Annotated in this window: 17 protein-coding genes, 3 tRNA genes and 1 pseudogene; 4 read left to right on the forward strand and 17 right to left on the reverse strand. The window is 68.5% G+C overall.

Annotated elements, in window-relative coordinates; genetic code table 11:
- Positions 1-26: 26 nt before the first annotated feature.
- Positions 27-102 (reverse strand) — tRNA-Glu (locus tag ACWDKQ_RS29450).
- 188 nt (positions 103-290) lie between these two features.
- Here ACWDKQ_RS29450 and ACWDKQ_RS29455 point away from each other — a divergent pair.
- Complete coding sequence (locus tag ACWDKQ_RS29455; protein WP_450142031.1) at positions 291-455, forward strand: hypothetical protein; 165 nt, start codon at positions 291-293, stop codon at positions 453-455.
- A gap of 519 nt (positions 456-974) precedes the next feature.
- Here ACWDKQ_RS29455 and ACWDKQ_RS29460 read toward each other — a convergent pair.
- From ACWDKQ_RS29460 to gltX, 5 genes are all read right to left on the reverse strand, one after another.
- Positions 975-1,145 (reverse strand): hypothetical protein, encoded by a 171-nt coding sequence (locus tag ACWDKQ_RS29460; protein WP_450142032.1) that lies wholly within the window; start codon positions 1,143-1,145, stop codon positions 975-977.
- A 369-nt stretch (positions 1,146-1,514) separates the two neighbouring features.
- A tRNA-Glu gene (locus ACWDKQ_RS29465) sits at positions 1,515-1,587 on the reverse strand.
- A 33-nt stretch (positions 1,588-1,620) separates the two neighbouring features.
- Positions 1,621-1,692, reverse strand: a tRNA-Gln gene (locus tag ACWDKQ_RS29470).
- A gap of 170 nt (positions 1,693-1,862) precedes the next feature.
- Positions 1,863-2,624, reverse strand: a complete 762-nt coding sequence (locus tag ACWDKQ_RS29475; protein ID WP_450142033.1) for an HAD family hydrolase — start codon at positions 2,622-2,624, stop codon at positions 1,863-1,865.
- A gap of 161 nt (positions 2,625-2,785) precedes the next feature.
- Complete coding sequence (gene gltX / locus ACWDKQ_RS29480) at positions 2,786-4,282, reverse strand: glutamate--tRNA ligase (RefSeq protein ID WP_450142034.1); 1,497 nt, start codon at positions 4,280-4,282, stop codon at positions 2,786-2,788.
- 103 nt (positions 4,283-4,385) lie between these two features.
- On the opposite strand from gltX, the gene ACWDKQ_RS29485 reads away from it, so the two are divergent.
- Positions 4,386-5,615, forward strand: coding sequence for an FAD-dependent oxidoreductase (locus ACWDKQ_RS29485; RefSeq protein ID WP_450142035.1), 1,230 nt, complete (start codon positions 4,386-4,388; stop codon positions 5,613-5,615).
- A 189-nt stretch (positions 5,616-5,804) separates the two neighbouring features.
- Here ACWDKQ_RS29485 and ACWDKQ_RS29490 read toward each other — a convergent pair whose 3' ends face one another.
- From ACWDKQ_RS29490 to ACWDKQ_RS29535, 10 genes are all read right to left on the reverse strand, one after another.
- On the reverse strand, positions 5,805-6,587 hold the full coding sequence (locus ACWDKQ_RS29490; protein WP_450142036.1) for a fumarylacetoacetate hydrolase family protein: 783 nt from the start codon (positions 6,585-6,587) through the stop codon (positions 5,805-5,807).
- 116 nt (positions 6,588-6,703) lie between these two features.
- Entirely contained in the window at positions 6,704-8,341 is a 1,638-nt protein-coding gene (gene cimA, locus ACWDKQ_RS29495; protein ID WP_450142037.1) for a citramalate synthase, read from the reverse strand.
- Positions 8,342-8,646: 305 nt separating this feature from the next.
- Positions 8,647-8,973: an ArsR/SmtB family transcription factor gene (locus tag ACWDKQ_RS29500; protein ID WP_450142038.1), complete on the reverse strand. Its 327-nt coding sequence runs from the start codon at positions 8,971-8,973 to the stop codon at positions 8,647-8,649.
- Positions 8,974-8,978: 5 nt separating this feature from the next.
- On the reverse strand, positions 8,979-9,359 hold the full coding sequence (locus ACWDKQ_RS29505) for an SRPBCC domain-containing protein (RefSeq protein WP_450142039.1): 381 nt from the start codon (positions 9,357-9,359) through the stop codon (positions 8,979-8,981).
- 178 nt (positions 9,360-9,537) lie between these two features.
- Positions 9,538-10,581, reverse strand: coding sequence for a 3-isopropylmalate dehydrogenase (locus ACWDKQ_RS29510; RefSeq protein WP_450142040.1), 1,044 nt, complete (start codon positions 10,579-10,581; stop codon positions 9,538-9,540).
- A gap of 261 nt (positions 10,582-10,842) precedes the next feature.
- The gene (gene serA / locus ACWDKQ_RS29515) at positions 10,843-12,438 is read right to left on the reverse strand and encodes a phosphoglycerate dehydrogenase (RefSeq protein ID WP_450142041.1); all 1,596 of its coding nucleotides are present in this window, start codon (positions 12,436-12,438) and stop codon (positions 10,843-10,845) included.
- Between the two features lie 758 nt (positions 12,439-13,196).
- Positions 13,197-13,442 carry a DUF397 domain-containing protein gene (locus ACWDKQ_RS29520; RefSeq protein ID WP_450142042.1) on the reverse strand — a complete coding sequence of 82 codons (246 nt, stop codon included), beginning with the start codon at positions 13,440-13,442 and terminating at the stop codon, positions 13,197-13,199.
- 181 nt (positions 13,443-13,623) lie between these two features.
- Positions 13,624-14,619, reverse strand: coding sequence for a ketol-acid reductoisomerase (gene ilvC / locus ACWDKQ_RS29525; RefSeq protein WP_450142043.1), 996 nt, complete (start codon positions 14,617-14,619; stop codon positions 13,624-13,626).
- A gap of 145 nt (positions 14,620-14,764) precedes the next feature.
- The gene (gene ilvN / locus ACWDKQ_RS29530) at positions 14,765-15,271 is read right to left on the reverse strand and encodes an acetolactate synthase small subunit (RefSeq protein WP_450142044.1); all 507 of its coding nucleotides are present in this window, start codon (positions 15,269-15,271) and stop codon (positions 14,765-14,767) included.
- A gap of 8 nt (positions 15,272-15,279) precedes the next feature.
- On the reverse strand, positions 15,280-17,112 hold the full coding sequence (locus tag ACWDKQ_RS29535; protein WP_450142047.1) for an acetolactate synthase large subunit: 1,833 nt from the start codon (positions 17,110-17,112) through the stop codon (positions 15,280-15,282).
- A 402-nt stretch (positions 17,113-17,514) separates the two neighbouring features.
- On the opposite strand from ACWDKQ_RS29535, the gene ACWDKQ_RS29540 reads away from it, so the two are divergent.
- Positions 17,515-18,057, forward strand: coding sequence for a PH domain-containing protein (locus ACWDKQ_RS29540; protein ID WP_450142045.1), 543 nt, complete (start codon positions 17,515-17,517; stop codon positions 18,055-18,057).
- A gap of 424 nt (positions 18,058-18,481) precedes the next feature.
- Positions 18,482-20,326: a dihydroxy-acid dehydratase gene (gene ilvD / locus ACWDKQ_RS29545; protein ID WP_450142046.1), complete on the forward strand. Its 1,845-nt coding sequence runs from the start codon at positions 18,482-18,484 to the stop codon at positions 20,324-20,326.
- A gap of 131 nt (positions 20,327-20,457) precedes the next feature.
- Here ilvD and ACWDKQ_RS29550 read toward each other — a convergent pair.
- Positions 20,458-20,580, reverse strand: a pseudogene (locus ACWDKQ_RS29550) (IS30 family transposase); the annotation flags it as partial.

Genomic DNA, 20,580 nt, shown 5'->3' on the forward strand with positions numbered 1-20,580 from the left:
GCAGATTCTGCGAGCGGGGCACTTGCTGGTAGTCCCGACGGGATTTGAACCCGCGCTACCGCCTTGAGAGGGCGGCGTCCTAGGCCGCTAGACGACGGGACCGCGCAACAAGAAGAACTTTACAACACCCCAGAACCTCCGCGAACACCACCCCCCTACCTCCACCGTCGACGAACGGGACCTCACCGCTTCCGAGCCCAGGACGAGCTACTGCTGCGAATCGGCGAGCAGCCGAAGGGCGAGGAACTTGAGTTCCGGGCCGACCGTCGCGGCGTTGCCCGAGTCCAACGGTGGGTGCGGTCGTATTCGACGGCGAGTTGGATGCCGCGGGCGATCTCGTCACCGGCGAGGCGGGCCGCCAGGAAGCCAGGAAGAGCGCCATGTCGATGCCCGCCGGCACACCGGCGGCGGCGATGACCTTGCCGACCTGCTTGCCGACCTGGACGTACCCCTGAGGCACGTACCGAACGCCGAACTCGCTGTCCAGGTAACTCGCCGACGCCCAGTGCGTGGTCGCGCGGTCGCGGAGCAAGCCAGCCGCACCGAGGACCAGGGCGCGGGTGCGAACCAACGTGGTCCGCATCGTAGGCCGGGTGCCCGCGGCGGATCCAGTCGATCGGCACCGGGCTCTCCATTGCGGCGACCGTGCCGTGCCCGCCCGCGCGGCCTGCGGCCCGCACCGCGCGGGCCAGCGTGGCGCCCAGGTGCACGGCGAACAGCCGGTTGGGGTGCCGGGTGGTGACCACGCCCGCCCGCGCCGCCAGCACCGGCGGGTTCAAATCCTCGGGCGATGCGGCTGTGATTCACCCCAGGAGGTCCCGCACCAGCCGGTTGCCGGGCGGCGGGGCCGCAAGGAATGTGCTGATCTGCGCTTGGTCGGCCGGGTGCTGCAGGTACGTCACCAGGTCGCGGGCCAGGGGCGGACCGTGGTCGTCCTAGATGTGCACGAGGCCCAGGGCGCCGGTGACCCCGGCCTAGGTGCAGACGTTGCCGTCCCGGATGTACAGGGGTGCCGGGTCCATGGTCGCCGCGGGAAACTCGGCGGCCAGGAATTCTCCGTACCCCAAAGCGCGGTGAGCGAAGTACCGCCAGCGCCACCCCAACAAGAAGACGAAGACCGGCAGCATGAGAAGCACAAAGAACAACCGCCACCGCTGGAACAAATCGAAAACCGAAAACCCGGCACCACGCAAGGGAAAGCAACGCCAACGCCAAGAGTGGAACCAAAATGCAAATCCGATTCCAAAACCCCAAAGACACCCACCGCAGACAGAGCAATCCCGCAACCTGGGCAGGCCCCGGGCAAGGCTGAGCCCGCGCCAACTCCCAGATGAAGTCGGACCGAAACCCAAAGCCCCAGACGAAGTCGGCCGCGGGTCGGAAGCAACCCAGTCGGAAGCAACCTAGGCGGAAGCAACCCCCACACCGTGGGGGGCATGGGAGGCTCGGCCCCCCAAACAAAAACGGAAAGGGCCACATCTGCGAGTTCCGCAGATATGGCCCTTCCACCCTTGTAGTCCCGACGGGATTTGAACCCGCGCTACCGCCTTGAGAGGGCGGCGTCCTAGGCCGCTAGACGACGGGACCGCGCTGTTGAGAGATCACCAGGTGATCTGCTCGCTGGGGTACCAGGACTCGAACCTAGACTAACTGAACCAGAATCAGTCGTGCTGCCAATTACACCATACCCCATGGTGTCGGACGGCCAGTTCCTTTTTCCGAGCTCCTGCGGGGAGTTCGGCTTCCGGGTCGCTGCCCGCCGCGTTGATAAGAATAGTAGACCACCCCTTCCGCAGGCCCGAAAACGCCCCCCTACGTTTGGGATCGTCGCAGGTAGCGGCGGCTGCAGCGACCGGGACGGGCTAGTGCCGGATCAGCTCGGCGGCGCGGTACGAGGCCTGCGGGCGCTCCGCTCGGACGGGTACTGCGGGCAGGTCGGTCACGAGGAGTTCCGGGAGTTCGTGAAGGCTCGTGATGGTCGGCACGCTGGCGGAGGGATCCTGGGTTCCGCCACGGTTGAGCCAGACGCCCTGGAGGCCAGCGCGGCTGGCGCCGAGGGCGTCGGTGTCCAGCTTGTCCCCGACATGGACGACTTCTTCGGGACGGAGGCCGAGCTCGTCGCAGGCGGCGTGGAAGATGCGCGGGTCGGGTTTGGCCACACCGATCTCGGCCGAGATGACGAGCGCGTCGAAGGCGTCGGCGAGGCCGACGGCGGCGATCTTCTTGCGTTGGTAGCCGCTGGGGGCATTGGTGATCGCGGCGAGTTGGAGGCCGCTGGCGCGCAGCCAGTCGAGGCAGGGCCGGGCGTCGTCGAACAGGGTCCAGGCGCGCTGCATGGCGGCCATGCGCAGGGTTTCGCGGCGGGCGGCTTCGGAAGTTTCCAGTTCTTCGCCGAAGGCCGCGAAGAACGCCTGGGTGCGTTCGACGCACATCACGTCGAAGTCGATCTCGCCGGCGACGAACCGCGCGTAGTGCTGGTCCGTGGTGCGGTGCCACACCGGCCAGGCGCGGTCGGTGCCGACGAGTTCCCGCAGGGCGTGCCGCGCGGCTCTGCCGCTGTCGAGCAGGGTGTCGTCGAGGTCGAGGCAGATCGCCTTGATCTGGCCGAGTTCGTGGATGGTCAAAGTTTCAGGCGCGGATGTCACCCCGAGAGGCTAGGCGTTCACCCGCTGCGTCCGACTCGGCCAATTTGGTGATCCTGTTGGCCTGTTTCAGTTGGGTCCGGTTGGCGGCACGGGGCCGTGGGCAGGAGCACACTCACGACCTCGTGCCGGAGCTCACTGCATCAGCCGAGGGCCTTCCGTAGGCGTTCGAGGGAGATGTCGCGGCCGAGCAATTCCATCGACTCGTACAGCGGCGGCGACACGGTGCGGCCGGTGATCGCTACCCGCACCGGCGCGAAGGCCTTGCGGGGCTTGATGCCGAGCCCGTCGACGACGGAGTCCTTCAGCGCCTGTTCAATGGCGGCCGTGGTCCATTCCGGCAGCGCTTCGAGGGCATTGATGGCGGCTTCCAGGACCTGCTTGGCGTCTTCGCCGAGGGCCTTCTCGGCGGAGGCGGGTTCGGGCGCGAAGTCGTCGCCTGCGAATAGGAAGCCCATCATGCCGATCGCGTCGGAGAGCACGATCAGCCGCTCCTGCACCAGCGGCGCCGCGGCTCGCACGGTGGCGAGCTGCTGCTCGGTCGGCTCGGCCGGGAGCACGCCGCCCTGGACGAGGTAGGGCACCACGCGGTCGACGAAGTCGTCGGGCGCGAGGGCGCGCAGGTGAACGGAGTTGATCGCGTCGGCCTTCTTCTGGTCGAAGCGCGCCGGGTTGGCGCTGACCCGGACGATGTCGAAGGCGTCGACCATCTCGTCGAGGCTGAACACGTCACGGTCGTCGGAGATGGACCAGCCGAGCAGCGCCAGGTAGTTCAGCAGGCCCTCGGGCAGGAAACCCCGGTCGCGATGGTGGAACAGGTTGGACTGCGGGTCGCGCTTGGAAAGCTTCTTGTTGCCCTCGCCCATGACGAACGGCAGGTGGCCGAACTCGGGCGTGAAGTCGGTGACGCCGATGCGCTGCAGCGCCTCGTAGAGCGCGATCTGGCGGGGCGTGGACGACAGCAGGTCTTCGCCGCGCAGCACGTGGGTGATGTGCATCAGCGCGTCGTCTACCGGGTTGGTGAGGGTGTAGAGCGGGTCGCCGTTGCCGCGCACCAGGACCGGGTCCGGGACGCTGCCTGCGGGGAAGGTGATCTCGCCGCGTACCAGGTCGGTGAAGGTGATGTCGCGGCCGGGCATCCGCAGCCGCAGCACGGGCTTGCGGCCTTCGCCGCGGAAGGCCGCAAGCTGCTCGTCGCTGAGGTCGCGGTCGTAGTTGTCGTAGCCCAGCTTGGGATCGCGCCCCTTCGCCTTGTGGCGGGCCTCGATCTCGTCCGGGCTGGAGTAGGACTCGTAGAGCTCGCCTGCGGCCAGCAGTCGCTGGGCGATGTCGGCGTAGGTGTCGCGCCGCTGGCTCTGCCGGTAGGGGCCGTAGGGTCCACCGACACCGGGGCCTTCGTCCCAGTCGAGGCCCAACCAGCGCAGCGCGTCGAGGATCGCCTGGTAGGACTCCTCGGTGTCCCGGCTGGCGTCGGTGTCCTCGATGCGGAACACCAGGGTGCCCTTGTTGTGCCGGGCGAACGCCCAGTTGTAGAGGGCCGTGCGGATCAGGCCGACGTGCGGGGTGCCGGTCGGCGAGGGGCAGAACCGGGCTCGGATGGGCCTGGCGTCGACTTTTGCTGCGGCTTCTGGCGTGCTCATAACACATCAAGCCTAGCCACTGGCCGTCGGCGGTTGACGGGCGCATCCGGGCAAGGCATCCTGAGGTTATTCAACATCCGTTGAAAAACTGGAGGGGATCGCAATGGAGCGAACCACCTGCTGCGTGGTCGGCGGCGGACCGGCGGGGATGGTGCTGGGGCTGCTGCTGGCCAGGGCTGGCGTCGAGGTGACCGTGCTGGAGAAGCACGGCGACTTCCTGCGGGACTTCCGCGGCGACACGGTGCACCCCACCACGCTGCAGCTCCTCGACGACCTGGGCCTGGCCGAACGGTTCGCCGAACTCCCGCAGCGCCGCCTGAACCAGGTGCGGCTGCCCATCGGCCAAGCGGGCGAGCTGTTCACCTTCGGGGACTTCAAGTCGCTGAAGGTGAAGTACAACTACATCGCGATGGTCCCGCAGTGGGACTTCCTGGACATGCTCGCCGACGTCGGCAAGCAGGAGCCGACGTTCACCCTGCGGATGAACACCGAGGCGACGGAACTGATCCGGGAACGCGGCCGGGTCAACGGTGTGCGCTACCGCACCGCCGACGGCGAGACCGGCGAGCTGCGCGCCACCATCACGGTGGCCTGCGACGGGAGGAAGTCCTTCGTGCGCGAGATGCCGGAGCTCCGCCTGCAGGACTTCCCTACGCCGATGGACGTTCGATGGTTCCGGATTCCGCGGCAGACCGGCGATCTGGCGGGCGGCATCGGCCTGATCCGCGAACGCGCCTTCACCGTCATGTTCGACCGAGGCGACTACTTCCAGGTCGCGTCGATCATCGGCAAGGGCACCGACGCGGCGAGCCGCAACGGACCCATCGAGGATTTCAACGAGCGCCTGGTCCGTTTCTTCCCGTGGCTGGCTGGGCGGGATCTGGTGCAGAGCTGGAAGGACGTCAAGCTGCTGCACGTGACCCTGGACCGGTTGCGCAAGTGGCACGTGCCGGGCCTGCTGTGCATCGGCGACGCTGCGCACGCGATGTCACCGGTCGGCGGCATCGGGATCAACCTGGCGGTGCAGGACGCCGTCGCGGCTGCGCGCCACCTGGCCAAGCCGCTGCGCAACGGGCGTTTGGAACGCAAGCACGTGGCGGCGGTGCAGCGGCGGCGCTGGCCGACGACGGTGCTGATCCAGCGGCTGCAGCGCGTGATCCACGAGAACGTGATCTCCCCGGCGCTGCGCGGAGAGATCGACTTCGGCAACACCGCGCGCCTACCGCTCCCCCTGCGGGCGGTCTCGAACGCCCCGTGGCTGCGCAGGATCCCCGCGTACGTCCTCGCCTACGGAGCGGTCCGCGAACGCCCACCGAACGCCGCCCTCCGCTGACGACCGGGCCGTGGAAATCCGCAATTTCCAATTGAAATCGAAGGTCCGATTTCAATGGAATTGCGGACACCGCGTGATGCCTTGAGGTTCCGGAACCGGGATCGGCTGCGCGCAACGGGTCCGGAAACCCGCACTCGAGCCCGTGTCTAACCCACGTCGAGCCCACGTCGAGCCCGTGTCTAGCCGCGTCTATCCCTGCTGGACGGGGTTGGTGAGGGTGCCGAGGCCGTCGACGGACACCGACACCTTCTGGCCCGCCTGCATCGGGCCCACGCCGGCCGGGGTACCGGTGAGGATTACGTCACCCGGCAGCAGCGTCATCACCCGCGAGATCCACGAAACCAGCGCCGCGACGTCGTGCAGCAGCAGCGAGGTGCGCGAGTCTTGCTTGAGCTCACCGTCAAGTTCGGTGCGGATTGCGAGATCCGCCGGGTCCGCCGCGGTGTCGATCCACGGGCCCAGCGGGCAGAACGTGTCGTAGCCCTTGGCCCGCGTCCACTGCCCGTCGGCCTTCTGCTGATCGCGCGCGGTGACGTCGTTGGCGATCGTGTAGCCCAGCAGCACCTCGGTGCCCCGGGTCTCCGGCACGTCCTTGCACGGCTGCCCGACGACGGCGGCGAGTTCGCCCTCGAAGTCCACCCGCTCTGAGTTCGGCGGCAGCTTGATGGCGGCGTTGGGGCCGATCACCGAGGTGGAGGGCTTCATGAAGATCACCGGGTTCTCCGGTGGTTCCGAGCCCATCTCGCGGGCGTGCTCGGCGTAGTTCTTGCCCACGCAGATGACCTTCGTGGGCAGGATCGGGGCGAGCAGCCGGACATCGGCCATCGGCCACTTGCGACCGGTGAACGTCGGGGCGCCGAACGGGTGCTGGTCGATCTCGACCGCGAGCACCTTTTCCTGCGGTGCGGACGGATCCGGCTCCAATGCGACGAAGGACACCCCGTCGGAGTGGGCGATACGTGCCAAGCGCAAGACGAACCTCCGGGATCAACTGTGGACTTCGGGTGAGGGGGAGGGGCACCCGTGACCAACATACTTGGGCACGGTTGTCCCGCACCCATTCCCCGGCCCGGGTCACAGCGGCGCGATCAGCCGCGGGCGCCGATCGCGTCGCGCCGCAAGGCCTTGTACACCAGCGCGTCGCAGAGCGCGAGCCAGCTCGCTTCGACGATGTTGCCGTGCACGCCCACAGTGGTCCACTCCTCCTCGCCATCGCGGGATTCCACGAGCACCCGGGTGACCGCGTCGGTGCCGGGGGCGTCGATGAGGATGCGGACCTTGTAATCGGCCAGCTCGACGGTTTTCAGCCACGGCAGGTGCGGCACCAGCGCCTTGCGCAGCGCGGCGTCGAGGGCGTTGACCGGCCCGTTCCCCTCTGCGGTGGCGATCACGCGCTCCCCCGCGACGTGCACCTTGACCGTTGCTTCGGAGACCACGTCGCCCTCCGATCGGTGGTCGAGCACCACCCGGTAGGACTCCAGCTCGAACGGCGCGTCGACCGGCGCGCTGTCGGCTGCGGCGGCCATTTCCCGGCGCAGCAACAGTTCCAGCGACGCGTCGGCCGCTTCGAAGGACCAGCCGCGGGCTTCCAGCTCCTTCACCTGGCGCACCGCCCCCGTGACGGCGGCCGGCGATTCGGTGAGGTCGAGCCCGAGCTCGGCGCCCTTGAGCTCCAGGCTGGCGCGCCCGGCCATTTCGGTGACCAGCACCCGCATCCCGTTGCCCACCAACGCCGGGTCGATGTGGTTGTAGAGCTCCGGGTCCACTTTGATCGCGCTCGCGTGCAGCCCGGCCTTGTGCGCGAACGTCGACTGGCCGACGTAGGCCTGGTGCGTGTCCGGTGCCAGGTTTGCAATTTCGGCCAGTGCGTGCGAAACCCTGGTCAGGTCGCGCAGCTTTCCCCCTGGCAACACCGGCATCTCCAGTTTTGAGGCGAGATTGCCGATCACGGCGAACAGATCCGCGTTCCCCGCCCGCTCCCCGTAGCCGTTGGCGGTGCACTGCACGTGCGTCGCACCGGCTTGCACGGCCGCGATGCTGTTGGCCACCGCGCATCCGGTGTCGTCCTGGCAGTGGATCCCGACGCGGAACCCCGTGCGCGATACGACTTCGCCGACCGTCTCGGCCAATTGTAGCGGCAGCTGCCCGCCGTTGGTGTCGCACAGCACGACGACGTCGGCTCCCGCGTTCGCGGCGGATTCCAGCACGCGCAGCGAGGTGTCGGGGTCGAAGCCGTAGCCGTCGAAGAAGTGCTCGGCGTCGAGGAACACCCGGCGCCCCTCGCCGACCAAGTAGCGCACGGTGTCCGCCACCATCGCGCAGTTCTCGGCCACATCGGTGCGCAGCGCCCGCTCGATGTGCCGCCGGTCCGATTTGGCCACCAAGGTCACCACCGGGGCCCGCGAATCGAGCAGCGCCCGGACTTGCCGATCTTCGTCCACTTTAGTTCCGGCACGGCGGGTGGAGCCGAAGGCCACCAGGGCGGCGTGTTCGAGATCGAGTTCTCCGTCGGCGGCGCGGTGGAAGAACTCGGTGTCCTTGGGCAGCGCGCCGGGCCAGCCGCCCTCGATGAAGCCGACCCCTAGGGAGTCCAGCAGCCGCGCGACCGCCAGCTTGTCGGTGACCGAATACGCAATTCCCTCGCGCTGCGCGCCATCCCGCAAGGTCGTGTCGTACATGTGGAAGTCGTCGCCCAGCGGCGTTCCGGCCGGGTTGGTGCGGGTCACTGGTTTTCTCCCGTCGACGTCGGAGATGGTTGCAGCGGCAGCGCAAGCAACAAAAAAGACCCCCCGCAGATGCGAGAGGTCAGCGCGCCGGGGTGCGGAGGCATCTACCCGGCGCGCTCGCCAATAATGATCACACTGCGGAAAGCCACGTCCTCATGCTGCCACAACGCACCACCGGATTACCAGATGACCACGAATTCCCACCATCCGGGCACGACGGCAGCACCTGCCGTCCCAGGAACCGGGTTCGACGCAGGCCTACTCGAAATCCCCTTCGGCCAGCGCCTTCCGGTTTCGGCGAAGCCCTACTGACCGGATTCGGCACGGCGCTTGATCGCCGCCAGGCGTCGGTCCCATCGCGCGGCGCGGGACGCCAACCAGCGCGCCGCCGCCTCCAGCGGCTGCGACCTGATCGCGAAGCGGACCTCCCGGCCGACCCGCTGGGCCGTCACCAACCCCGCGTTCTCCAGCACCGCCAGGTGCTTGACGACGGCCTGCCGCGACACCGGCAGTGCGGCGGCCAGCACCGTCGCGCTGGCCTCACCACTTTCGCCGAGCAGGTCCACCAGCTGCCGCCGGGTCGGGTCGGCCAGCGCCACCAGCACCTCGTCGACGTCACCGCGTTCCGTCACGCCTGTTACTTCTCCACCTTCCGCTTGAGCTCGTCCAGCACCTGGTCCCAGCCGCCGGTATTGTCGTCGACCGCGCCGCGCCGCTGCTCCTCCGACGCGGCGAGTGCCGCGAAGCCGCTCTCGACCGCGCGCAGCCGGGTGCTCCCGCCCTCCTCGACCAGCGTGAACTCGACAAGCGTCGAGTTTCCCTCCGCTGGTTCTTCGCCGGGGAAGGCGCTCGCCCAGCGGTACGACAGGTAGCGGTTGGGGTCCATTGTTTCGATCAGCTGCGGGAACCGGCCGTACTCGGTGTGCTCCGACACCAGCCGGCTGCCCGCGACGACCTCGACACCGGTCAGATCCGCCTCGCCGAGCCAGAACTCGGGCCCCAGCAGGGCCGCCCACACCTGCTCCGCGGGTGCTCGATGACGATCTCGCGTTCCATCCGGTCCGAAACCATGGGTCGCTCCAATCCACGAATATGCAACGTTGCACCACTCGGGATTTGGTGCAACTCGCCGGTTGCACATTGGGCCGACGAAAAGGGCGCCCCAACCGGGACGCCCCCTCGGCTTCGAACTCCGATCAGGCCTGCGGAGCGACCTCGCGGGAGGAGACCAGCGCCGCGAGGCGGTCGCCGACCGCGAAGGTGGCGCCCGGGGCCGATTGGTCGCGGGTGGCCAGGTCGAACGCCACCGACGCCTCGACTCGCTTCGCGGCCTCGGTCAGGCCGACGTGGTCGAGCAGCATCGCGACCGACAGCACCGCCGCGGTCGGGTCCGCCACGCCCTGCCCGGCGATGTCCGGCGCGCTGCCGTGCACCGGCTCGAACATGCTCGGGTTGCGACGGGTGGCGTCGATGTTGCCGCTCGCGGCCAGCCCGATGCCGCCGGTGACCGCGCCCGCCAGGTCGGTGAGGATGTCGCCGAACAGGTTGTCGGTGACGATCACGTCGAACCGGCCCGGGTCGGTGACCAGGTGGATGGTCGTGGCATCCACGTGCTGGTAGGCCACGGTGACGTCCGGGTACTGCAGCGAGACCTCTTCGACCACGCGCGACCACAACGATCCGGCGTGGGTGAGCACGTTGGTCTTGTGCACCAGCGTCAGGTGCTTGCGCGGCCGGGAGGCGGCGCGGGCGAACGCGTCGCGCACCACCCGCTCCACGCCGAACGCGGTGTTGATGCTGACCTCGGTCGCGATCTCGTGCGTGGTGTCCTTTCGCAGCAGTCCGCCGTTGCCGACGTACGGCCCCTCGGTGCCCTCCCGCACCACGACCATGTCGATCTCGCCGGGGTCGGCCACCGGGCTCTTAACGCCCGGGTAGAGCCGGGCCGGCCGCAGGTTCACGTGGTGGTCGAGCTCGAAGCGCAGCCGCAGCAGCAGGCCGCGCTCCAGGATCCCGCTGGGCACGGACGGGTCGCCCACCGCCCCGAGCAGGATCGCGTCGTGCTGCCGGAGTTCACCCAGGACGGACTCGGGCAACAGCTCCCCGGTCGCGTGCCAGCGCGCGGCTCCCAGGTCGTATCGAGTGATCTCGGTATCCGGCACGACCTCGCCGAGCACCTTGAGTGCCTCGGCAATAACCTCCGGCCCGATCCCGTCGCCGGGGATCACAGCGAGCCGCATCTACACACCTCCCGAGAACCACCCCGACCCGCGGGGCTCGAACTGTTGAGCCGAAGGCTACCGGCAGGGCTGCGGGCAGCGGCACGCCGGGCCCACCAAGTGGATGAATTGTCCCGGGGAGTGGGACACCCATACGGGTGATAGGACCATGGGCCGCAGGTGCGACGCAGGGGCCGTCCCAAGATGCGGAACGGCCCCGCCTAACTCGTCCGGATTACCGGTCGCGGTCCCACCTACTCAGCGGGACCAGAACGGGCGAGCTCACTCGAAGCTGACGGTGCGCACGACGCGGGCCCCGACGGCGGCGCCGATCGGCTCCAGCACGCCCGGCTCGACGGGACGGTCCACGCGCAGCAGCATGATCGCCTCGGAGCGCTCCGTGGTCTGGCTGACCATGGCCGCCTCGATGTTCACGCCGACCTCGCCGAGCAGTGTGCCGACCTTGCCCATCACGCCCGGCCGGTCCGGGTACTCCAGCAGCAGCACGTTGCCCTCGGCCCGCAGGTCGAAGTGCCTGCCGTTGACCTCGACGAGCTTCTCCACCTGGTTGGGCCCCGACAGCGCACCGGAGACCACGGCGGTGCGACCGTCCGGCAGCCCCGCACGCACCGACACCACGCTGCGGTGGTTCGGGCTCTCCGAGGAGGTCTTGACCTCCACCTGCACGCCCAGGTCCTCGGCCAGCTGCGGCGCGTTGACGAAGGTCACCTGGTTCTCCACCGCACCGGCGAACACGCCGCGCAGCGCCGCGAGCTGCAGCACCGAGACGTCCTCGTCGGCCAGCTCGCCGCGGGCCTCCACGGTCACCGAGCTCGGCGTGCTGCCCACCAGCGCGGCCAGCACCTGGCCCATCTTCTGGGTCAGCGACAGGTACGGGCGGACTTCCTCACCGACCGCGCCACCCTGCACGTTGACCGCGTCCGGCACGAAGTCGCCACGCAGCGCCAGCCGCACCGAGCGGGCCACGTCGGTGCCCGCGCGGTCCTGGGCCTCCACGGTGGACGCGCCCAGGTGCGGGGTGACGACGACGTTGGACAGCTGGAACAGCGGGCTGTCGGTGGTCGGCTCGGTCTTGAACACGTCGATGCCTGCGCCGCCGATCTGGCCGTTGCGCAGCGCGTCGGCCAGCGCGTCCTCGTCGATCAGGCCGCCGCGGGCGGCGTTGACGACCAGCAGACCGGGCTTGGCCTTCTTCAGCTCCTCAGCGCCGATGAGCCCGAGGGTCTCGGCGGTCTTGGGCAGGTGGATGGAGATCGCGTCGGCGCGGGCCAGCAGTTCGTCGAGGGAAACCAGCTCGATGCCCAACTGCGCGGCGCGGCCCGGCGACACGTAGGGGTCGTAGGCGATCAGCTTGGTGCCGAAGGCGGCGACGCGCTGTGCGAACAGCTGGCCGATCTTGCCCAAGCCGACCACGCCGACGGTCTTGCCGTTGAGCTCGACGCCGGTGTAGGAGCTGCGCTTCCACTCGCCGCCCTTGAGGCTCGCGTCGGCCTGCGCGACGTTGCGCGCCACCGCCAGCAGCAGCGCCATCGCGTGCTCGGCGGCCGAGACGATGTTGGAGGTGGGGGCGTTGACGACCATCACGCCGCGCTCGGTGGCGGCGGGTACCTCGACGTTGTCCAGGCCGACCCCGGCGCGGGCGACGACCTTGAGTTTCTTCGCCGCCGCCAGAACCTCGGCGTCGACCTTGGTGGCGGAACGGACCAGCAGCGCATCGGCGTCGGCGACGGCGTCGAGCAGCGCCGGCCGGTCGGTGCCGTCCACATTGCGGATCTCGACCTCATCCCCGAGGGCGTCGATCACGGACGGTGCCAGCTTCTCGGCGATCAGGACGACAGGACGGCTTGCGTTGGTCACGGGCGAACTCCAGTTAGAAGATCACGGTCGGCACGGCGATGTGCCCGGACGGATCGGAGTTTAACGGGAGATTGAGAAAGCGTTCACAAGGGTGTTGCCCGGATCACCGCCGACGGAAAGGCCAGCCCGTTAAACCCGATTCTTCGGCATTGTCGCAGATCAGCCGGGCTTCGGGAACGATACCGCGAGTCTGCTGGGACACGCTGTCGCGCGAGCGGCGGCTGTGTCGCCAGTGACCGGCACGCACGACCACTGATACACGTGACGACCTTCTGGTGCCGGCAGGAGGCCGACATCTGCTGGCACCTCGCCGGCGGTCTCCGCTTTGCACCAGCGCATGGCCGCCGCCGCGACATCCCACCCCGCAGCCGCGGGAATGCCGCAAACCACCGAGCCGCTCGGCCACCCCCGCAGCTTGCACCGCCGCGGGTTCTCAGACGTCTTCCCGCGAGGACAGCCCCGGCGCGACGTATTGGTCATACGTGCGTCGGGGATCCCGGAGCGAGAAGGCGTCTGAGGTTCGGCGACCCGCAGCGGACCCTGCTGGTTAATTTCGGCGCGGTGTTAAGGCTGTTTGGGAAGGTGCGGGCGTGAAGCGAACGGACCCGTTCGTGTCGTCTATCGAGGTGAACAGGCCGTCCACCACACACCCGGTCGGCGAGGCAGAACCAGACCACTCCCGCGGTGAAACGAGCCCCTCGCGGAGTTAGCCAGCAGGGTCGCAGCGCCACGCAAAACAACGCCGGAAGTCGGATGAATCAGGGTTCGTCGAATTCGCCGTCTTTGGCGCCCGCCACGAAGGCATCCCACTCCTCCGGTGTGAAGACCAGGACCGGGCCCTGCGGTTCGGCGCCGTTGCGCATACCGATGTAGCCGTCCACGAAGGCGATTTCGACGCCGGGCTCGTCCGGGTCGTCGGTGCTGGTGATCCACTCCGCGTCGGTGAAGTCCAGCTGATGGCGGATGTGCGCCTTGTTGTCGACGATCTCGTTGTCTGCACTCACGATGCGTATCCTATCCCTCGCCCGTAGCGACCGGTTTCCCTTGTCCCCAACTGGGAAACCGGGGCGGGAACCCACCAGCTCCCGGTCGGAAAGCCGAGGCCCGGTGATCCCTCGTGGGGTTCACCGGGCCTTTCGCATCCGCCGGACGCGCGGTTGGCACGCCGCCGAAGATCTGGACCTCTTACTTGTTGGTCCAGGACATCAGGGAGCGGAGCTTCTTGCCGACCTCCTCGATCTGGTGGGCGTTGCCCTCCGCCTGCAGCTTGGTGAAGTTCGGGCGCCCGGCCTCGTCCTCGGCCACCCACTCCTTGGCGAAGGTGCCGTCCTGGATCTCGCCCAGGATCTTGCGCATCGACTCCTTGACGTGGGCGTCGATCACCCGTGGGCCGCGGGAGAGGTCGCCGTACTCGGCGGTGTCGCTGATGGAGTAGCGCTGACCGGCGATGCCGCCCTCCCACATGAGGTCGACGATCAGCTTGAGCTCGTGCAGCACCTCGAAGTAGGCGATCTCCGGCTGGTAGCCAGCCTCGACCAGCACCTCGAAGCCGTTCTGCACCAGGGCGCTCGCGCCGCCGCACAGGACCGCCTGCTCACCGAACAGGTCGGTCTCGGTCTCCTCCTTGAAGGTGGTCTTGATGACGCCGGCCCGCGCGCCACCGATGGCGGCGGCGTAGGACAGCGCCAGCGCCTGGGCGTTGCCGGAGGCGTCCTGCTCGATCGCGATCAGGCAGGGCACGCCCTTGCCGTCGACGAACTGGCGGCGCACCAGGTGGCCCGGGCCCTTCGGCGCGACCATGGCGACGTCCACGTTTGCCGGCGGCTGGATCAGGCCGTAGCGGATGTTGAAACCGTGGCCGAAGAACAGCGCGTCACCCTGCTTGAGGTTCGGCGCGATGTCGTTGGCGTAGATCTCGCGCTGCTTGGTGTCGGGCGCCAGGATCATGATCAGGTCGGCTTCCGCGGCGGCCTCGGCCGGGGTGAGCACCCGCAGGCCCTCTTCCTCAGCCTTGGCACGCGACTTGGAACCCTCCGGGAGACCGACCCGCACGTCCACGCCCGAGTCCCGCAGGCTCAGCGCGTGCGCGTGGCCCTGGCTGCCGTAGCCGATGACCGCGACCTTGCGCCCCTGCACGATGCCCAGATCAGCGTCCGCGTCGTAGAAGATTTCAACTGCCATGGTGATTCAGCGTTTCCTTTCGGGACTTTTTCGTGCCTGCCGCCGAAGCGGTGGTTCCTCGTCCGGGGTACCCGCCAGGACAGCTGGAACAGACGAATCCGGCTACAGGCTGTTCGGTTTTCGGCCCTGTGGCGGAGGCGCCGGATCAGCGCACTGCAGTGGCCGTGATGGAACGCGGGCCACGCCCGATCGCGATCGTTCCCGACTGCACCATCTCGCGGACGCCGTAGGGTTCCAGCATTCGCAGCAACGCGTCGAGCTTATCGGCGGTACCGGTGGCCTCGATGGTCAGCGCCTCCGGAGAGACGTCCACCACTTTCGCGCGGAACAGCTGCACCGTCTCCAGCACCTGGCTGCGCACCGACGCGTCGGCGCGGACCTTGACCAGCAGCAGCGCCCGCTGCACCGCGGCGTCGGTCTCCAGCTCCACGATCTTGATCACGTTCACCAGCTTGTTGAGCTGCTTGGTGACCTGCTCCAGGGGCTGGTCCGAGACGGCGACCACGATCGTCATCCTGGAGATGTCCGGGTGCTCGGTCGGGCCGACCGCTAGCGACTCGATGTTGAAGCTGCGGCGGGAGAACAGGCCGGCCACCCGGGCGAGCACCCCGGGGACGTTCTCCACCAGCACGCTCAGCGTGTGTCGGGTCATCGGCGCGTTCACCCCTCGTCCTCATCGAACAGCGGGCGGATACCGCGCGCCGCCATGATCTCGTCGTTTCCGGTACCGGCGGCCACCATCGGCCACACCTGGGCGTCCTCGCCCACCACGAAGTCGATCACGACAGGTCGGTCGTTGATCTCCATCGCCCGCTGGATGACGCTGTCGACGTCCTCTTTGGACTCGCATCGCAGGCCCGCGCAACCGTAGGCCTCGGCCAGCAGTTTGAAATCCGGGATGCGGTGCTTATGGGTGCCGAGGTCACTGTGTGAGTAGCGCTCGGAGTAAAACAGGTTCTGCCACTGACGGACCATACCGAGGTTGCCGTTGTTGATGACGGCGACCTTGATGGGGATGTCCTCGATGGCGCAGGTGGCGAGCTCCTGGTTGGTCATCTGGAAGCAGCCGTCGCCGTCGATGGCCCACACCGTCGTGCCCGGCATCCCGGCCTTGGCGCCCATCGCGGCGGGCACCGCGTAGCCCATCGTTCCGAGCCCCCCGGAGTTCAGCCAGCTGCGCGGGTTCTCGTAGCCGACGAACTGCGCGGCCCACATCTGGTGCTGGCCGACGCCGGCGGCGTAGATGGCGTCCGGCCCGACCAACTTGCCGAGGCGCTCGATGACGTACTCCGGCGACAGGCTCCCGTCTCTCGGCCACTCGTAGCCCCTCGGGAACCGCTTGCGCAGGTCGTCGAGCAGCGCCCACCAGGGCGCCAGGTCGGCGGTACCGCGCTCTCCGGTGGCGGCGGTGACCGCGTTGATCAGCTCGCTGAGCACTTCCTTGCAGTCGCCGACGATCGGCACGTCCGCGTAGCGGTTCTTGGAGATCTCCGCGGGGTCGATGTCGGCGTGCACGATCTTGGCCTCGGGTGCGAACGACGAGAGCTGGCCGGTGACCCGGTCGTCGAAGCGGGCACCCAGCGCGACCAGCAGGTCGGCGCGCTGCATCGCGGCGACCGCGGCGACCGTGCCGTGCATGCCGGGCATGCCCAGGTGCTGGGGGTGCGAGTCGGGGAACGCGCCGCGCGCCATCAGCGTGGTGACCACCGGGATGCCGGTGCGCTCGGCCAACTCCCGCAGCTCGGCGTGCGCCTCGGCCTTGATGACCCCGCCGCCGACGTAGAACACCGGCTGCCGCGCTTCGGTGATCAGCTTGGCGGCCTCCCGGACCTGCTTGCCGTGCGGCTTGCTCGTCGGCCGGTAGCCGGGCAGCTTCATCTCCGGCGGCCAGGAGAACGACATGGTCGCCTGCTGGACGTCCTTGGGGATGTCCACCAGCACCGGGCCGGGCCGACCGCTGGATGCGATGTAGAACGCCTCCGCGATGGTCCGCGGCAGTTCCTCGGGGTCGGTGACCAGGAAGTTGTGCTTGGTGATCGGCAGCGTGATGCCGCAGATGTCGGCTTCCTGGAAGGCGTCGGTGCCGATCAGGCCGGTGCTTTGCTGACCGGTGATCGCGACGATGGGGACCGAGTCCATGTGGGCGTCGGCGAGTGCGGTGACCAGGTTGGTCGCGCCCGGGCCGGAGGTCGCCATGCACACCCCGACCTTGCCGGTGGCCTGCGCGTAGCCGGTGGCCGCGTGCCCCGCACCCTGCTCGTGGCGGACCAGCACGTGCCGGACCTTGTTGGAGTCGAGGAGCGGGTCGTAGGCGGGCAGGATCGTGCCGCCGGGAATCCCGAAGACGATCTCGCAGCCAACGGACTCCAGGGAACGCACGAGTGCCTGCGCACCGGTCATCTTCACTGGGGCACCGCAGGGCGGCGCGGGCTTGGGACGGCGTCCTGGCGGGGGCGCCGGGACCGGATTCTGCCGTGTATTGGCGCTGGTCATCGGGTCTGCCTCGGGGTCGGGAGTTGTACCGGACACGAAAAAACCCCCGCAGACCCCAAATAGGCCTGACGAGGGTTGGCGCGTCGATGCTGCGAACTTCCTAGGCGTCGACGCGCCGGGGAATTACGAGAATGTCGTGCAATCGCAGCATGGCTAGGACGTTAATCAAAGCGGCCCCCCACGTCAAACCATGCGGGACGATCTTCCCGGATGGTGGACACCTGGGATGCCGGACCGAGCCGCCCGGATCGGGAGTAATCCCTGGTCAGCAAGGCCATGACGGGTCTCGAACGCCGACCGGTGTGACGTCCGCCGCGCCCGCGGTTGTGCACGGGACCCCTGCGGCGGCACCGCCTGCGACCGCCCACGAAGCCCGGACTTCGCAGGTGAGACCATCAGAACGTGAGTGAGACCCCGCAGGAGCCCGAGCAGCCCGACGCCGAGCAGCCCGCCACGGAGCCCTCCGGCAACAAGCCCTCCGACGCGCAACGCGCCGAGCACGCCGGCGCTAAGCCCTCCGACGCGGAGCAGGCCGGAAAGGCGGAGCAGCGCGACGAGGCCGGGTCCCCGAAGTCCCTGACGTTCCGGATCACCCCGGTAGCGCTGCTGGCCGTGCTGGCGATCACCATCTGCGCCACCCCGCTCGCCACCACCGCGGGCACCTGGGCGCTGCTGCTATACCTGATCCCGCTCGGACTGCTGGTGTGGATCTTGCGGACCCGGACCACGGTCGACGCCCAGCAGGTCGTGGTGCGCACCGCTTTCGGCCGCGCCAAGTTCAGCTGGGACGACGTGGCGTCGCTGCGGCTGGACGAGCGACGTTGGCTCAAGGCCGTGCTGCGCTGCGGCAAGGAAGTCCAACTGCCGGCGGTGCGAGTGCGCGACCTGCCCCGGGTCGCGGCGATCAGCGGTGGGCGGCTGCCCGACCCGACCACGCAGGAGTAATGTCGGCCGCACCGCAACTCTCCGCGCCCAAAAGGCGCTGCCCGGGCGAATGAGCTCACCGCGTTGTCGCCAGGCAAGTGTCGACGCCACTTCCGGCGGTAAACCGCACAGCCGAAACGCTCAACTCGCAAGGCGAAAGCCACCGGAAACGGCGAAGCCCTTGGCCCACCTGAGCAACTTGCACCGCCGCGGGTTCTCAAAGGTAGAACGTGTCGGCCGCCGGGCAGGCAGACAACGGAAACGACCGTGGAGCGCACGTAAGACCGCCGACTCGTCCGGGCGGCGCGCAGAAGCGGTAACCCACCCGGACGCCGCGCGGTCTACGCGCAGCGTGAAGGGAATCTCCGTCCTTTAGCTTTAGGACGGAGAGGATGTCAATTGCACCGCTAAGCAAACCAGCCCCGAAAACCGTAAGAAGGTCTATATGCCCCAGCTGCGCTCTCGCACCACGACGCACGGACGCAATGCCGCCGGCGCCCGCTCGCTGTGGCGCGCCACCGGCATGACCGACGACGACTTCGGCAAGCCCATCGTGGCGATCGCCAACTCCTACACCCAGTTCGTGCCCGGCCACGTGCACCTGCGCGACCTCGGCGACGTGGTCGCCGCCACGGTCCGCGAGGCCGGGGGCGTGCCGCGGGAGTTCCACACCATCGCGGTGGACGACGGCATCGCCATGGGCCACGGCGGGATGCTCTACTCGCTGCCCTCGCGCGAGCTGATCGCCGACTCGGTGGAGTACATGGTCAACGCGCACCAGGCCGACGCGCTGGTGTGCATCTCCAACTGCGACAAGATCACCCCCGGCATGCTCAACGCCGCGATGCGGCTGAACATCCCGGCGGTGTTCGTCTCCGGTGGCCCGATGGAGGCCGGCAAGGCGGTCGTGGTGGACGGCGTCGCGCACGCGCCGACCGATCTGATCACCACCATCTCGGCGTCCGCGAACTCCGCGGTGGACGACGCAGGGCTCTCCGAGGTCGAGCGCTCGGCCTGCCCGACGTGCGGTTCCTGCTCGGGCATGTTCACCGCCAACTCGATGAACTGCCTCACCGAGGCACTCGGCCTGGCGCTGCCCGGCAACGGGTCCACTTTGGCCACCCACGCGGCGCGCCGCGCCCTGTTCGAGGAAGCCGGCCACACCGTGGTGCGCATCGCCAAGCGCTACTACGGCGAGGACGACGAGTCGGTGCTGCCGCGCTCGGTCGCCAACAAGAAAGCGTTCGAGAACGCGATGGCGCTGGACATGGCGATGGGCGGCTCCACGAACACGGTGCTGCACACGCTGGCCGCCGCGCAGGAAGGCGAGATCGACTTCACCCTGGACGACATCGCGGAGATCAGCCGCCGGGTGCCGTGCTTGTCGAAGGTCAGCCCGAACTCCGACTACCACATGGAGGACGTGCACCGGGCCGGTGGAATCAGCGCGATCCTCGGCGAGCTCGACCGGGCTGGCCTGCTGCACCGCGACGTTTCCTCGGTGCACAGCGCGAGCCTGACCGACTGGCTGTCCAGCTGGGACATCCGCGGCGAATCGCCGTCGAAGAAGGCCATCGAGCTGTTCCACGCGGCGCCGGGCGGGGTTCGCACCACGCAGGCGTTCTCCACGGACAACCGCTGGTCCTCTTTGGACACCGACGCCGAGGGGGGCTGCATCCGCGACGTCGCGCACGCCTACACCGCCGACGGCGGGCTGGCCGTGCTCAAGGGCAACCTCGCCGACGAGGGCGCGGTGGTCAAGACCGCCGGTGTCGAGGAAGAGCTGTGGCACTTCCAGGGCCCGGCCCGGGTCGTGGAGAGCCAGGAGCAGGCCGTGTCGGTGATCCTGAACAAGGAGATCCAGCCGGGCGAGGTCCTGGTGGTCCGCTACGAGGGCCCGGCGGGCGGCCCGGGGATGCAGGAAATGCTGCACCCAACCGCGTTCCTCAAGGGTTCGGGGCTGGGCAAGAAGTGCGCGCTGATCACCGACGGCCGCTTCTCCGGCGGTTCCTCCGGCCTGTCCATCGGGCACATCTCGCCGGAGGCGGCCAACGGCGGCACGATCGGGCTGGTCGAGAACGGCGATCAGATCCTCATCGATGTCCGCGAGCGGAAGCTGGAACTGCTGGTGTCCGACGAGGTGCTGGCCGAACGCCGCGCCAAGGTGGAGGCCAGCGAGCACCCGTGGCAGCCGGTCGGCCGAGACCGCAAGGTCACGGCGGCGCTGCGCGCCTACGCCCGGCTCGCCACCTCTGCCTCCTACGGAGCAGTCCGCGACGTCAACAAGTAGACCTGCGTGAGGCACACCCTTGCTCGGCTTGCTCGAGGTTCGGCAAAGGTGCCCTTCCGCGCTTCCGCTGAACGTGAAAACGGGCCCAGCACCAAGGGCGGATTCTTGGGGTCCTCGCAACACCTGATGGCCTATGTGGCTGTAAGTAGATCACGCAGGCGCTCGGCTGGAGTTTTCCAGCCGAGCGTTTTGCGTGGTCGGCTGTTGAGTTGTTGAGCGACGTGTTCGAGGTCTTCGGCGCTGTGCACGGACAG

The sequence above is a fragment of the Saccharopolyspora sp. NPDC000995 genome (assembly GCF_053599315.1).

Excerpts from the sequence above, each read along its gene's own strand:
- gltX (WP_450142034.1), bottom strand. The coding sequence starts at position 4,282 with ATGAGCACGCCAGAAGCCGCAGCAAAAGTCGACGCCAGGCCCATCCGA.
- ACWDKQ_RS29485 (WP_450142035.1), top strand. The coding sequence starts at position 4,386 with ATGGAGCGAACCACCTGCTGCGTGGTCGGCGGCGGACCGGCGGGGATG.
- ACWDKQ_RS29510 (WP_450142040.1), bottom strand. The coding sequence starts at position 10,581 with ATGCGGCTCGCTGTGATCCCCGGCGACGGGATCGGGCCGGAGGTTATT.
- ilvC (WP_450142043.1), bottom strand. The coding sequence starts at position 14,619 with ATGGCAGTTGAAATCTTCTACGACGCGGACGCTGATCTGGGCATCGTG.
- ilvN (WP_450142044.1), bottom strand. The coding sequence starts at position 15,271 with ATGACCCGACACACGCTGAGCGTGCTGGTGGAGAACGTCCCCGGGGTG.
- ACWDKQ_RS29535 (WP_450142047.1), bottom strand. The coding sequence starts at position 17,112 with ATGACCAGCGCCAATACACGGCAGAATCCGGTCCCGGCGCCCCCGCCA.
- ilvD (WP_450142046.1), top strand. The coding sequence starts at position 18,482 with ATGCCCCAGCTGCGCTCTCGCACCACGACGCACGGACGCAATGCCGCC.